Origin of the sequence: Ilumatobacter sp. (genome assembly GCF_041688325.1) — a bacterium.
In the GTDB taxonomy this organism is placed as follows: Bacteria; Actinomycetota; Acidimicrobiia; order Acidimicrobiales; family Ilumatobacteraceae; genus Ilumatobacter_A.
In genome coordinates, this window is sequence record NZ_JBDNIJ010000152.1 from 1 (window position 1) to 13,472 (window position 13,472).

At 62.8% G+C, this 13,472-nt stretch carries 17 protein-coding genes and 1 tRNA gene; 8 read left to right on the plus strand and 10 right to left on the minus strand.

All coding sequences use genetic code 11. From position 1 onward, the window contains the following. Positions 1–67: 67 nt before the first annotated feature. Both ACH2EI_RS09875 and ACH2EI_RS09880 read left to right on the plus strand, forming a co-directional pair. A tRNA-Gly gene (locus ACH2EI_RS09875) sits at positions 68–141 on the plus strand. 126 nt (positions 142–267) lie between these two features. Next, on the plus strand, positions 268–1,368 hold the full coding sequence (locus tag ACH2EI_RS09880) for a tyrosine-type recombinase/integrase (protein WP_395159866.1): 1,101 nt from the start codon (positions 268–270) through the stop codon (positions 1,366–1,368). 179 nt (positions 1,369–1,547) lie between these two features. Here the strand turns inward: ACH2EI_RS09880 and ACH2EI_RS09885 are convergent, their stop codons facing one another. Further along, positions 1,548–1,769 (minus strand): helix-turn-helix domain-containing protein, encoded by a 222-nt coding sequence (locus tag ACH2EI_RS09885; protein ID WP_395156315.1) that lies wholly within the window; start codon positions 1,767–1,769, stop codon positions 1,548–1,550. A gap of 454 nt (positions 1,770–2,223) precedes the next feature. Between ACH2EI_RS09885 and ACH2EI_RS09890 the strand changes: the two genes are divergently transcribed. Next, positions 2,224–4,467, plus strand: a complete 2,244-nt coding sequence (locus ACH2EI_RS09890; protein ID WP_395159868.1) for a hypothetical protein — start codon at positions 2,224–2,226, stop codon at positions 4,465–4,467. A 318-nt stretch (positions 4,468–4,785) separates the two neighbouring features. On the opposite strand, the gene ACH2EI_RS09895 is transcribed toward ACH2EI_RS09890, so the two are convergent. Together ACH2EI_RS09895 and ACH2EI_RS09900 are read right to left on the minus strand one after the other, a co-directional pair. After that, the gene (locus tag ACH2EI_RS09895; RefSeq protein WP_395159870.1) at positions 4,786–5,307 is read right to left on the minus strand and encodes a DUF5677 domain-containing protein; all 522 of its coding nucleotides are present in this window, start codon (positions 5,305–5,307) and stop codon (positions 4,786–4,788) included. Positions 5,308–5,313: 6 nt separating this feature from the next. Beyond that, a complete protein-coding gene (locus ACH2EI_RS09900; RefSeq protein ID WP_395159872.1) occupies positions 5,314–6,378 on the minus strand; it encodes a hypothetical protein in 1,065 nt (354 codons plus the stop codon). 746 nt (positions 6,379–7,124) lie between these two features. Between ACH2EI_RS09900 and ACH2EI_RS09905 the strand changes: the two genes are divergently transcribed. The 3 genes from ACH2EI_RS09905 (at position 7,125) to ACH2EI_RS09915 (ending at position 8,470) form a co-directional block, all read left to right on the plus strand. Then, positions 7,125–7,289, plus strand: coding sequence for a hypothetical protein (locus ACH2EI_RS09905; RefSeq protein ID WP_395159874.1), 165 nt, complete (start codon positions 7,125–7,127; stop codon positions 7,287–7,289). Between the two features lie 104 nt (positions 7,290–7,393). After that, positions 7,394–7,987 carry a hypothetical protein gene (locus tag ACH2EI_RS09910; RefSeq protein WP_395154124.1) on the plus strand — a complete coding sequence of 198 codons (594 nt, stop codon included), beginning with the start codon at positions 7,394–7,396 and terminating at the stop codon, positions 7,985–7,987. A gap of 204 nt (positions 7,988–8,191) precedes the next feature. Then, positions 8,192–8,470, plus strand: coding sequence for a hypothetical protein (locus ACH2EI_RS09915; protein WP_395159876.1), 279 nt, complete (start codon positions 8,192–8,194; stop codon positions 8,468–8,470). Positions 8,471–8,504: 34 nt separating this feature from the next. Here the strand turns inward: ACH2EI_RS09915 and ACH2EI_RS09920 are convergent, their stop codons facing one another. The 3 genes from ACH2EI_RS09920 to ACH2EI_RS09930 are packed head-to-tail and all read right to left on the minus strand — an operon-like array spanning position 8,505 to position 9,872. Continuing rightward, positions 8,505–8,882, minus strand: coding sequence for a hypothetical protein (locus tag ACH2EI_RS09920; RefSeq protein ID WP_395159878.1), 378 nt, complete (start codon positions 8,880–8,882; stop codon positions 8,505–8,507). A gap of 4 nt (positions 8,883–8,886) precedes the next feature. After that, positions 8,887–9,063, minus strand: coding sequence for a hypothetical protein (locus ACH2EI_RS09925; protein WP_395154127.1), 177 nt, complete (start codon positions 9,061–9,063; stop codon positions 8,887–8,889). Next, positions 9,060–9,872, minus strand: coding sequence for a hypothetical protein (locus ACH2EI_RS09930; protein ID WP_395159880.1), 813 nt, complete (start codon positions 9,870–9,872; stop codon positions 9,060–9,062). The genes ACH2EI_RS09925 and ACH2EI_RS09930 overlap by 4 nt, the downstream gene beginning before the upstream one ends. Positions 9,873–10,389: 517 nt before the next feature. Between ACH2EI_RS09930 and ACH2EI_RS09935 the strand changes: the two genes are divergently transcribed. Next, the gene (locus ACH2EI_RS09935) at positions 10,390–10,803 is read left to right on the plus strand and encodes a hypothetical protein (RefSeq protein ID WP_395159882.1); all 414 of its coding nucleotides are present in this window, start codon (positions 10,390–10,392) and stop codon (positions 10,801–10,803) included. Between the two features lie 16 nt (positions 10,804–10,819). Here ACH2EI_RS09935 and ACH2EI_RS09940 read toward each other — a convergent pair whose 3' ends face one another. From ACH2EI_RS09940 to ACH2EI_RS09955, 4 genes are all read right to left on the minus strand, one after another. Beyond that, positions 10,820–11,101: a hypothetical protein gene (locus tag ACH2EI_RS09940; RefSeq protein WP_395159884.1), complete on the minus strand. Its 282-nt coding sequence runs from the start codon at positions 11,099–11,101 to the stop codon at positions 10,820–10,822. 140 nt (positions 11,102–11,241) lie between these two features. Further along, on the minus strand, positions 11,242–11,682 hold the full coding sequence (locus tag ACH2EI_RS09945; RefSeq protein ID WP_395153969.1) for a hypothetical protein: 441 nt from the start codon (positions 11,680–11,682) through the stop codon (positions 11,242–11,244). An 8-nt stretch (positions 11,683–11,690) separates the two neighbouring features. After that, complete coding sequence (locus ACH2EI_RS09950) at positions 11,691–12,083, minus strand: hypothetical protein (RefSeq protein WP_395159886.1); 393 nt, start codon at positions 12,081–12,083, stop codon at positions 11,691–11,693. A 136-nt stretch (positions 12,084–12,219) separates the two neighbouring features. Next, positions 12,220–12,681, minus strand: a complete 462-nt coding sequence (locus ACH2EI_RS09955) for a DUF6349 family protein (RefSeq protein WP_395153967.1) — start codon at positions 12,679–12,681, stop codon at positions 12,220–12,222. Between the two features lie 285 nt (positions 12,682–12,966). Here ACH2EI_RS09955 and ACH2EI_RS09960 point away from each other — a divergent pair, with 285 nt between their 5' ends. Next, the gene (locus ACH2EI_RS09960; protein ID WP_395153966.1) at positions 12,967–13,299 is read left to right on the plus strand and encodes a hypothetical protein; all 333 of its coding nucleotides are present in this window, start codon (positions 12,967–12,969) and stop codon (positions 13,297–13,299) included. The last annotated feature ends 173 nt before the right edge of the window (positions 13,300–13,472 follow it).

Genomic DNA, 13,472 nt, shown 5'->3' on the forward strand with positions numbered 1-13,472 from the left:
AACGACTCGGTCGGTGCCGTTCGGGCGTGCAAGAAGCCGGGCCAGGCAGCTACCCTCTTGATTCTTCGCGGATGTAGTTCAATGGTAGAACATCAGCTTCCCAAGCTGAATACGCGGGTTCGATTCCCGTCATCCGCTCCAATCGCCGGAGCTGAATAAGACCAGCTCAGAGCCTTTTTCGGCTTGATCACTCTCTCCTCCTTGAGATGCTACGGTGGTCGGCGTGCCTAGAACGTGCCTAGAAGAATGCGTAACAGGGAGCACCAAATGAGTGCTACGCGGCAATTCGGGACGATCCGGAAGCTCCCGAGCGGGCGCTTCCAGGCCCGCTACTCGCACCTCGGCAAGCAGGTCGGAGCGAAGGACACGTTCGCTACGAAGACCGACGCTCGGCGGTGGTTGTCGAACATCGAGACCGACCTCGCACGCGGTGATCACTTCGACGAGTCGGCCGGCAGGGTGCGCTTCGGTGCGTACGCGCTCCGCTGGCTCGAGGAGCGCGCACTGCGACCACGCACTCGGGAGATGTACGAGTCGCAGCTGCGCAAGTGGATCCTCCCAACGTTCGAGATGGTCACCCTCAACGACGTCGTCACGCGCGACGTGCGTTCTTGGCGCGCCGGCCTTCTCCAAACGCATCTGGCGGAGAACTCGGTGGCGAAGATCTACCGGTTGTTCCGCACGATCATGGAGACGGCGGTGGAGGACGGCCTGATCCGGGCGAACCCTGTAAAGCTGAAAGGCGCGGCGAAGGAGAAGATCCACCTTCGGCCCGAGGTGACGTTCAAGGACGTGGTGCGCCTCGCCGAAGTTGTCGAGCCTCAATTCAGCGCGCTGGTCTGGGCAGCGGCAACTTCGGGGCTCCGATTCGGCGAACTCACCGCGCTTCGCCGATCCGACGTCGACCCAGAAACGGGGCAGCTCCGTGTCCTGAGGTCGCTGGCGTTCGTGAAGGGCGTCGGCCCCGTGTTCGGCCCTCCGAAGACCGAGTCGGGTGAGCGGATGGTCTCCCTCGATTCGACGACGCTCGAGATCCTCCGCAGACACATGAACACCTTCACGGAGCCAGCTGCCGATGCACTTGTCTTTCGGTCGGTCAAGGGCTGCCCACTGCTCAAACGCTATTTCCATCCGTCGTGGACCCGAGCGAAACGCAAGGCCGACGTCAACCCAGAGATCCGATTCCACGACCTCCGCCACCTCGCCGGCACGACGGCGGCGAGCGCCGGCGCCTCAACGAAGGAGATCATGGCGCGCCTCGGCCACTCCACTCCCGATGCGTCACTCCGCTACCTCAAAGCGACTGAGGCTCGCGACGCCGAGATCGCTGCTGGCATGGGTGATCGAATCGCAAGAGAACTGGCGTGAGCGGCGCGAGTTCGTCGACGAAGGCACGCCGGTTCATGCCGAGGTCGCTCACCGAGTGCCCCACGAGGATCCGTTCTCGAACGACAGTTTTGGCCCATAGGAGTTGGTCAGCGACGGTGAGGTCGAGACGACGAACGTCTCGGCCGAACCACGGCGCTTCTGGATCTGACTGACGGCCTTCAGTTGAGCGGGTCGATTCGTTGGCTGCGAATCCAGGCGTCGAGTTCGTACAAATCGAAGAAGAGGTACTTGCCAACCTTCGAGTACGGGATCCGTCGCTCAGCGACCAGACGTCGCAGGTAGCACACCTTGCAACCCAGCCACTCGGCCGCCGCCTCAATTCGTACCCAGTGCGGTGAGGGTCGATCGATCCGACCTCGCTTGTCATTCTTCTCGCTCATGTCATGTTCCCAACTCTCTCGGCGAGCCCGGCGGGCTCATCCATCACCCAAGATGGGGAAGAAGACGCAAGACCGTTTCACAGATTCTTGGGGAATCTGGTGAGAGTGACGCTGTAGTCCCCTGCACCAAGAATTCGACGTTGCCGGCCCACCGTCACTGTGAGATGACTGCTCATCGGAGCACAGATGTGGCGACCGCACACTCGGCACGGACATACCGTGCATCCGTGTCGGACGACCGAAAGCTGCCTCTCAGCCGTCCTGACCACGCGTCGATATGAGTTGTGACCCGTGAGGAAGATGTGCCTGATTGAGCGGCTTCTGGCTCTCGACGGTCCGGTTGTTATGCGTGCCCGATCCGGGGCTGCGGGCGTGATCCGGCAGGGTTTTTCGGAATTGCCCAGCGTAGGAGCCCCTCAATTTTCGAACGGTAGTTCGAGGGTAATCTCGGTAGATGGTGAACTCGCCGGAGCACGACGAGATTGACCCTTTTGACCAAGCTCGAGCCCACATCGAGGCTGCGAAGGAAGCCCGGTCAGATCTTGCCCAGTCGTGGAATGACCTTCGGGCTGCTCGACCCTTCAGCCACCAGCTTGTCTCAAGCGGGCCAACATCGGGACGGCTCGAGGTGAGAGTCATTTGGCCGGACGGCGTGCGGGAAGCCGCTGAACGAGCAGCGGCAAAGTTCGTCGAATCGATCGTGGGCGCATTCGATGCTGCGGTCCGCGCGGCGGTCAGCATCGCAACGGGTGAGCCGGTGGTGAAGTTTCCAGATGCACGGATGCCGATGTGCCTCGTCGAAAGCTCGTTCATCGAGGCATCGACGCAACCAGCGCTGCGACATCTGCGACCCGATCAACTCGACCTGCTCTTTCTCTTTCAGCCGATGGGCGATGCCCCGTTAGGTCATGGCGTGCCGCGAGAGGTTCGGCGAGCCATGGACCACCTTCGCTGGGTGTTGACGACGTCTGCGCAGAACCTGGTGGCGGTCTGGGTGCACACGGCGTCGCCGCAGTTCAGGACGATCGAGGGCGACGAAGTCATCATGAGGTGCAAAATCACGCCGCCTGGTGTTCTCCTCGACAGCCACACCATCGCCGAGATTGACGGTTTGGAGACCGCACTGTCATCGATCTCCAGCAATCCGGGTACGGAGTTCAGCCTGGTCCTCGACGCTAGGCCATACCCGGACGAACCCGCGGACGCGATGGGGGAACGCACCGCCGGGCTCATCGTGACTGCGACTGCGTTCATCGACGCCATCGAGCGTTCATGTGAACCGACTGCCCTGCTCCCTGGGTTCGAGTGGATCGCCCAGCAGATCGCCCGCCGCGACCGATCACCATGGGGGCGGGTGGACCTCAAGCGCGGTCCATTCCGCAGGCAGCTTCGACGTGCGTTACGCCGCTCGGGTCTCGGCTTGGCGACGTTAGTTTCGCCCGACGGCGATGCGACGATGTTCATTCGCTCCAAGAAAGACATCTACGCGCGGCCGATACCACACGCCAAGACTCTTCCCGAAGACATGGTCGCTGGTCCAGGCGCCGAGCACGCCTCACTGCTCGCGGCTGGAGAATGGGGCTTACGTGACTTCGTTCTGCGTCCACACCTCGTTAGGAAGGGCGAGGGCTCGCGCGAGGTTGGCGACGGAACGGTGGTTGTCGGAGACTGCGCGCTCGCTATCCAGGTGAAGGCCCGGGAGCTTGTTTCGGATTCGGCCGAGCGAGAACTGCGGTGGTTGTCGAAACAAATTGGGGCTGGCGGTCGCCAAGCAAGTGGGACAATACGAACCCTCCGCATGCACCCAACGACCCTTCGGAACCTTCGCGATCGGGAGATCGAAGTGGATGGCTCCAAACTCAGGTGGGTGCGGGTGGTCATCATCGAGCATCCCCAAGCGCCCCGACTCCAACTCGGCGTCGACTCGAAGGCTGCCGACCCGGTGGTCGTGCTCTATCGGCGGGACTGGGAGTTCCTCCTCGATCAGCTCCGATCACTTACCGGAGTCGTCGACTACCTGTTCCGCATCTGCAGCGACAGTACGTACACCCTCGGAGATGAGGCCACCCGGTACTTCGAACTCGCTCAGTTAGATGCGAAAGCGACTAACGGCAAGCCGGCATCATGGACACGGCGTTTTGGCTCGATCAAGGCTCTATCGAGCCCACGACTGCCGCTAACACCAGCGTCACGCCTCGACACGACCGGGCACGTGGTGTTCAGCATCATCCTCGACGACATCGCTGAGGCGCCGTGGGATCGGGACGAGAACGACCGTCTCCACCTCCTGTCACTGCTCGACCGATTCCCCGTGGCGGACCGATCAGCGCTCGGCCAACTACTGCTGGACCACCTCCAAGACGTGATGTCGGTAACCGACGGCGTCAAGTGGCGGTTCCGGCGCGTCCTGCTAGACGGAGGTCGTCTACAGCTTGCGTTCGGAGCAGCATCCAGACGGGACGAACAAATCGAAGAAGCATTCCGTCAGTGGGGAATGCTCCGTCACCACGAGTTCACCCAACACGAACCGGAGCCTTCACGGTCCGAGCTACGAACGGTCGCCGTACTCCTCACTCCCTGCCACACCGGCCTCCGGTACTGGGATACCACGATGCTCGCCGTCATTGGCGACCTTCAGCTGGAGCCAGACGAGGTCACCAATCTCCGGCGGCTGTGGAGCGGCGAACCCGCCACATAGATTATCAGCGCGACACTGAATCGGCGAGCAACAAACTCCTTCCCGGTCCAATTGGCCTCGGCTGGAATCTGCGCCGGCCGGTTGCCCAATATCGCTCGCATCCACTCGACAAGATGTGTCGATCTCACGCGGTCCTGGTGAGGTCCGGCCGCTGTTGTTCTGATCGGTGGAAGAGCCGCGAAGGCCCACTTTCCGGCAGCGGGCTTGTCTGAATGCCATGTCGCTGGTTGCAACCGTTGCGGTGGGCGTTACCGAGAGATGGTGCTCTGACGTCTCGTCAGGTCGAGAAACGCTCCGATGGATCAGCCGACAAAACGGTCAGCCTTCAGGATCGACGTCCTCTTCGAGCCAAGCGAAGGCAGACGCGACCGCAGAATCGTCGGTGCCCAGGATGCGAAGACTGGTTCTGATGAGGCCGTGAAGTTGGTCGACCCAGGCGACGGCGGTCGCCACGTGTCTTCCTGCGCCGAGCGACATGCTGGGGATCAAGTGACCGCGGTGCAGAACGTTGAGGCAGGGCTCCATCGAGTGGAGTTCGACAGACCACCACTCGGAGTGAGTGATTCCGCTTGCGATGTAATACGCCCGGCGGTACAAGTCGAGTAGGCCACACTCTTCGGCCATGGCGCGAATCGACTTTCCAGAGAAAGAGTCTGCGGTGTCGACGGTGCGGTGATCAATCACGATGTCGTTGTGGCTGACCCGCTTCAGCTCATCGAGTGCTTCGTCGAATCCATCGGTCCTCGCATCAGTCGGCAACTCATCGAGAATTCGTGAATAGAGCTTTGCCTTTCCGAATCCATAGTCCCTGAATCGCTGATAGATGGTCCGGTCCTGCATAGACATTCACTGCACGAGAATCTGGACCTCGACGAGGGTCCGGTTGACGTGTGCTCCGTGCTCGGAGGACCAGAGAGCGGGGTAGCCCAGCGCGGTGACTACTTCTCGGCCCGCCCGCATCACGAGGCCAGCCGTCACCTCCTGCACTTCATTGTCGTACAGTCGAAACGGAGCTGTTTCAAGAGCCTCGACGTAGCTGGCGATGAGATCCATTGCCAGTCTCTCCAGATGGTCGCCGCCCTGCGGGTGGTCGTTCGCAGAATTGGCAGCACCTTCCTCAGAACCGGCTTCGTCTTCGCCGGCCGACTCAACGTCGCGGCGCCGAACGCAGCTCGTTGAAATCGAGTTCATTCCCCAGAACACTTTCGCCCACTCGATGCTTCGGTCGAACCGGGCGCCGTCCTTCAGGAGGTGCACCCCTTTCATCGCTCCCCACGAGGCTCGGATAGCCGAATCAGCCTGACTGCGTGTGGACGGGTCGTTCGGATATGGCTTCAGCAGTTCTCTGGTCTGCTCATCGCTCCGAAAGGTTCCAGCCTGGACGGCGCTCCAGGTGTGGAGGCATTTGATGATTGCCTCTCGATGTCCGTCGGTCATCGCATCCAGAACAGCTTTCATTAAGAGATCAATGTCCGGCTGATCAGGTGGCCGCAATTCCGATTCGGCCAGCCACCGTGCCGGCCGGTCGGGGTACGTAGCGAGGACATCAGCGACAGGTTCGGGCAGAAGGTCATGCTCTGCCGCTCGTTGTGTGATGCTTGCTCGGACGTCCGGATGCTGTGAGTCCAGGATTTCAAGACTGCTCAGGCGACCATCGAGACCGTCCGCCAGCTTTCGAGCGTCAACGAGTTCAGCTAGATCCTGCTGAACGGCACGCTGCCAGTGGACGAAGTCGCGGTATGCCCCCGTTCCGCGGTGGGCCAGGAGCAAAGCGGGCCAAACGAGGTCCGGCAGATCGTCCCGGATCCAGTCTTCCATCTGAATCAGGTCACCCAGAGCTGGGACGTAGCGCCGGCCGCTGCGCACGTGCCCGGCCAGAGGTCCCGTCATCTCGCTCTTCTTGCCCTTCATTCCTCCAGCGTAGGGATCTCCGAGAATCGCCGAAGTGTCCTGATTCATGATTGGGAGGCGGTTCCACAATGACTTCGGGGCCGTCCGCTATCCGGCAGGGCTCAGCAAGGTGCGCGATATCACTCAGCGATGATCGCCTGCGAAACCACCCGAGATCCAATACGGCTGGCCCGGTTGAAATTCTATTCCCGCTTCGCTGATGTGCCCAGCCGGGAACTTGGACGGACGCCATCAGGCAGTGCCCGGCACCGGTGGGAGAATCATCAGCCTGAGCAGAGAGTCAACTCACCACGGTCCTGAGACGATCGCACTGGGCCTTTCCAAGATTGCCGAGATCGGAGCCCGGCTCGCTGAACGCAACCCGAGCATGCCGCGACCCCGCACACGAGCATGCACCGCAACCGCTTGTCGAATCTCCGTGGGCAGCAAGACCAACACCCGACGAACGGGCAATCCTCGACGACATCTGGTCGCCCGACAAGATCTCGGCCGAGATGGCATCAGGGCCGGAACGCGCGACCCCCAGGCCCGCGTCAACCACCTCGACACCGAGGTCGCCCAGCATCGGCCGCAGTTCTCATCGCCGGCGCAACCGGACTCGACTCCTCACCAGAACCACACCCGACGATGGTCACCGCCCAACCGTGACCCACGGGTTCTCATTAGCCCTGACATCGGTGCGCGTGACCCGCCCTGCTGAACTTGATGATCGAAACCAGCCGTGTGGCTGCGACTGCCGTGATTTCATGGCCCGAATGAAACGCAAGGACCTGAAGCCAGCGAAGCCGGCCAGTGACGCCGAGGTTCTCCGTCGCGCTCAGGCTTCGGCTACTCGCCATCAGAACCGCACGGCCAAGCAGTCTCGAGCCGAAACCGCTGACCGCGAATCGCTCCGTGCTGAGCCCGGCTGACGGGCTGACCCGATGTTTCCGGCGCACGTTGACATGGCTGATGTAGTGAAAGCTTCGGGTCCCGCAGCGCGACACCGCTCATCTAGAATCTGTGGAGAGTAGCAATGGTGGTGAACGCTCAGGGTCGGAACCTGTCGCTGGCATCTGTGCGTACGGTCGCCACGGCATCGCTGGCCAACGAAGCGGACCGCAGCATCGTCTCGTCCACCCACACCCTGATCCTCTGGGAACACGACGACGACGTCGACGTCGACGTCGAAGCTGCCACGGTCGAGTCCTATCTGATCGACCCGATCAGCGACCCCGAGTGGATGCTGGCAATGGACAGTGTCTCCCAGGATCTGTGCGATGTGGGCGAGGTTCTGCAGTTCGAGTACGAACGTCTTTGCGAAGCGCTCCAGCAGAACGCCAGCCGACGCGGCGCCGACGCGGCGCCGACGCGGCGCCGACGCGGCCGCTTCGTTGTGCTCAGCGAACTCCACACCCCTGCCGAGCATCGAGGCAACCAGTACGGCCTGCTGCTCCTCGACGAGATCGTCGCTCAATCGCTTCGCAACGCGATATTCGTCGTCGGCTACGCCTACATCTTCGACGAAGATGAGGCGACATTCGCCGAACGATCCGACTCCCTCGTTGAGCTGTTCAAGAAGCGCCTCGGTGCAGGGGTTCTCGACCAGCGACTCATGGTCATTCCCTGAGACCACCCTCAAGCAGATTCTGTCGCTGGCAGTCCCCCATCGCCGTGGTGGGCCCTCGGGGAACAAGTGAGGTGGACGCTGCCGGGCCGGGCACCGTGCCGAACGAGCCTGAGCGCGGCTGGATGGACCCCGGAGCCCAGGACCAACCAACGGTCTACGTGACTCGATTCGGGCGTCGTCGGGGTCGAACGTAAAATCAGACGAATGGGGCGACGTCGAGCAGGTCCGGTGGCGAAGCGGCGGCTCATCGCCGCCCAACTCGACGGGTCGCAACGTCGGCTCGAAGGCATGCACCGAACGTCTGCGGAATCGCTTGCCATTGAGCAACAGCAGCAACGCATCGAATTGCTTCACGCCGAAATGGCTGAACACGACGCCGTCCATGGAGCTCCACAGAACAACACCGACGGTGGAGGTCTGTGGGGCACGACTGGTCCAGCCCGGCACGGCGGCGACTTGTACTCGTCGGGATCCGAGCGGTGACACAGCGCCGCACCTCGGGGCGTCCGGCGAAGATTCAGCTGGCGATCTCGCGTTGCGCGGCAATCGACCAGTTGTCGAGCAACATCAACGTCTGTTCGAGGCGAGCCCGCTCGCCCAGTGCGTCCACTTGCACCGTCTCAGTCCACCAAGCCCCAGTCGGCGACGTCATCGTGACCGTGACGCGACCGCAATGCTCAGTGCGGTACACGAAGAAGAACGCGATCCCAATGACCGACCAGAACGTCAAAACGCCCATCACCAACGACCACACCGGCTGGACGCGGTTGGTGCCCCACGACGACTCCCACTTCCACCGTGTACCGACCAAGTCGTACACGCCGATCGGGGTGCGGACGTGGCGGTCGGTCACCGTCATCTGCGCCAGTTGCAGCCGAACAGGTTCGCCTGTCATGAGTTCATCGCCTTTCCTTGCTCGTGGTCGTCATTTGCGGATCGCCGTCCGGGCGGCGGCCAGGAACCGTGGCGGTCACGGTCGCGGCGTCGAGCGCGACGTGACCGATCTCGCGGCCAGAGAACGACAGCGCGGTACGGCTCTCACGCCGAGAGGTGCCGCACGCCGAGGTGATCGTCATGTGAGTACCGCATCGCGAAATTCGAGCGGGCGAAGCGCGTTGACTGGGGAGCGGTCCCACAGTCCGGGATCGACCGAGATGAACGGGAGCGTCCCAGGATTCGCGTGGAACGTGACATGTCCGTTGTTCGCGACGGCGTGGTCGACGAGATCGTCGGGTGTGCCATCCCACCACTGCTGTTTGTACGAGTTCCACGGCGACGAATGACCGTGCACCTGAGCGAAGGGCGGCGTCTCCCACCACGACCACGACTCGGCCCACGACGACCAGATCGGGCCCGGAGCCGTCTCGGCGGCGGCACCGAACATCTGGCCCGGCCGAGCAACCTGTGACAGCGGCATCGAGTTGAGCCGCTCAACAACTCGACGGCCGTCAGCGTCACCTTCCAGATCGGCTCGCCAGAAGCCGTGCGAGACACCTGCATGAGTGATCACACCCACAACGCCAGCCGATGACGTCAGCGCTGCAGCGCGGCGGACCATCCCGGCACGGTGCCACTCGCTGAACACTCGCAACGCAGCGGGGTCGGCGGTGCGACCGTTCGAGTTCGTCACGTGGCTACCGCCAACCGCTTCGAGTTCCCAGTTGCCAATCAGCTGCACCCAGCGGCCGGCCTCGAGGTGAGGTGCAACCAGCTCGGCAACAGCCACGTCATCGCGCCCGCCGAAGAGATCACCGACCTGCACCACGATCAGGTCGTGGGGCCACGACGACGCACTCACCCCAAGCGACGCAAGCGAAGAACGAAGATGCTCGACGTGACCTCCGACATCGCCAATCACCGCGACGCGTCGCCGAAGCGTCACCATTGCGGACGACTCTGAACGGGAAGCCGGCGACGGATCGATTCGGCCTGCTCCGAAGACGTGTACGGCACGAACACCACTCGACGGTGCACAGCGGTGCACTCATGAGACGGTGCCGCCACGTCGACTCTGACGGTGACCATGAAATGACCACACGACGGGCACACCCACGGAACCTTGACTTGCGTCTCGCTTTGCTCAGGCCCATTCGTCAACGTCGGCACGTCACACCGCCGCCGTGCAGTGCACCGCGCGACAACGCTCGCGAGCTTGATTGGCATCTCCGAGATGCATGACATCGCTCCGATCGAGTCGAGCGTTCAAGGAGGCCGAGTGCGAAGCTGGCGAACACCCAGCATCGCACCCGTCTACCCCAGGTGTCAACCCTATGTGTTGGGGAAGATGCGCTGAGCCCGTTGGTGTCATGTTTACCTATGGGTCACGAGCGGGAGTTCGTTTCACATCGCCGAACCGCCGCAGCATCAATCCGAGGTACGCGGACGCGCTCTACGCTCGTCGCGTGGACGGAATCGAGAACAGGGAGTGGCTGGAGGCGCAGATCGAAAAGAATCTGTCGATCACCGATATTGCTGATGTCGCCGGTGTGTCGCGCCAGACCGTCTACGCATGGATCGAGCGCCACAACCTTGTCCTTGTTCGTTCTCAACGAGTTCGACCACCGCCGGTCGAACTCGCTCGGCTCTACGACCGGTGTCGCACAACGCGCGAACTCGGCGAACAGCTTGGCGTCGCTCCCGAGACCGCTCGGCGCTGGCTCGTCGACGCAAACATCGATCGCCGGCGGGCACGCCTCGATACTGGCGAAGTGCGGGCCAAGCGTCGGGCAGGAGCGACCATTGGTCAGCTCGCAACCGAGTACGGGGTCGGCAACGACACAATCCGCAGGCGGCTCGACCCGTCATGGGGCGATTGACGCCAGCGGACAGGTTTCAGGCGATGGCGAACGCTTCGTCTGGGATCTCGGAGTCGGCGCACGACTCGCACAGGCAGATCGGGACGACTGCCGGGGTGCGGATCACGTCGCCCGTGTCGAGGTACGGCTCGCCCACCTCAACTGCGGGGACGCCGGATCCAGCGGTGCACAAACCCAAGCCCTGATACGCGCACATCGTTGGCTTCGACGCCAATGCCCACCGAGCACGGTTGGGAAAGCGAGCCAGCCAGAAGTCGGCCGCGGTCACCACCATCTCGTCGTGGTCCATCTCGTTCACGGCCACCACAGTACAGCCTTGACATTCGGGGTCAACGGGTTACCGTGTCTGGTGGAGGGGTCAGTGAGATCGGGAAGTCGAAGCTGGCCCCTCCCAATGCAGCTCAGGTCGCAGCGCGGGCATTCCGGGCCGGGTGATCGCTAGCGAGACGCGGCGCGACGGACGGTTTCGTAGGCGACTCCGAAGTGGTCTGCGATCTTCTGCCACGTCCAGCCGTCTTGTCGGAACTTGTGGACCTGCTCGACGTCGACGTCGGCACGGTGTCGGCCTCCCGACACGCTGGGCTCGGCCATTTCCACGCCTGCCTGGAACAGCCATGTCCGCATGACGGCTGGGGAGATCTCGTACTCGGTGGCGAGGGGGCGGATGGAGCCGACTCGCTCGTAGTCGGCAGCCAATTGTTCAGGTGAGGGGCGATTGTCGTGGCGTGTGGTCGTCGAGAGGCCGTGGCGACCGAGCCAGGTCGAAGCGGTTTGGCGAGAGACACCAGCCTGGGCAGCAATCGAGGTGACGGTGTCGCCGGCATCGAGGCGCGCAGCGACCCAGTCACGGTCGCGAACGTCAGGAGGGGTGGTGGACACGGTGCACATCATCTCACGTCGCCCCGATCCAAGAGCGGGCGAACCGAGGGGGCCGAATCCTGCTCGAACAGCGACGGTTGGCGCTCGACAACAGCGAGGCGAACGTCGGCCGGTCCAAAAATGAACGATCGACGGCCAGTCGTCTCCACGATTGAGGCAACAACTTGGAGGGTGGAAGCAGCGGTGTACCCGGCTCGCTCCCACGTCTCGGCCCAAGCCGGTCCGTCGATGCGAGTCGGTGCACAGTCGACGCTCGCGAGGGTGTTCACCCATGCCCTGATCGTGTCGCCATCCCACCCGGTGTCGGTCCATGAGCCGTGATCTGACGGTGAGATGTTGTGGCGGTGGTACGCCCGCCATTGAGCGTCGGCGGGTTCACCGAACCATTCGTTGAGGATCATGAGAACAGCTCCTGTCGTTGCGCGATCTTCGTCAACAACATCGCTGCGGAGGTCCAAGTGCTGCGACCGCATGCAGATCGACCCAGACGAAAGGGTGTGGCGTGAGCCGGGCCCGGGCGGGCCGAGTGTCGTGTGCTCAGAACAGACCGAGTTGTTCCTCTGGACGTTCCGACAGTGGCCGACCCGGCCGGTCGGGATCTTCAGCAACGACCTCGCCGCACATGTCGTAGAAGCCCCTCGACCAGTGCGACCGCGACCCGCCCCCGACCCGAGTCGTGCGGATCACGCCGCCATGCTCAGGTGACAACGACGCCTTGAGGCCGTAACCGTCATAGAACGCAGTGATCTGACGCGCCCACTTCGCGAACGCTTTGTCGTTCGCGTCGTGATGGTGGCGAGTCACGATCGGCACCGAACGCCATCCGATCAGGGCGTGATCGAGCGCATCGGCAATCGCTGCTGCCTCGTCGCCGGGATGCGATTCCGAAGCCGCCCACCCGCACCCGAGGCACGCACCGCGATGCACGATCGCCCGACGTGTTGCCACGTCACCATGGCGACCAGGTGTGTCGAAGTCCCACAAGTACGTGTCCTCCACCGTCGCCTGACACCGACCCTCGATCACAACGTCATCACCGCTCAGCGCGCGCCCCGGCCAGCACAGAGCGACCTCGAAACGACGGCCCGTATGGAAGAAGTTCGCCGCACACAACACACCGGGCCGAGCACCACACATCCCGCACCTCGACAAGAAACAGCGGTCCTCGCGGCTCGACATCCAGGCCAAGTCTCCAACGGATTCGTGAACAGAAAGTATCTCCATATCCAAAGATTACTCGTTTCTGTCTTGACAGTCAAGACAGAAACGAGTAATATCTTCTACATGGCAACGAACGAAGAAGCCTCCACTTCTCGCCCAGCCCCGATCGGGGGAGTCGGTCCTCTGGGGCTGGGCGAAACCATCTCAACCATCGTGCGAGCCACCCACGGCTCCTGCCCGACGTGCGACTGGACAACCCTCAACCGGCACTCACTCGGAGCCATCGCCGCAGCAGCCGCACACAGCCGAGCCGCACACCCCGCAATCGCAGCCGCCCGCTACTTCTTCCCCGAAGACGCCTGGCAGCGCATCCCCGTCGACTTCGGCTTCGCCACCGTCGATGCCGTCGTCATAGCCGAAGCCGGACAGCTCGCACTGTTCGCCCCCACCCGCTGAACACCGCCACCCCAGGAGCACCCCATGGAACCCACCACCCTCAACACCACCACCCCAGACAGCACCACCATTGCCCTGACTGCCTTGATCGACCCGACCGTCGAAGAAATCGGACACGATCCCCGCAGCCGCTACGTGGAGACCTACTGGTTGGGTATCCTCGGCCCAACGGC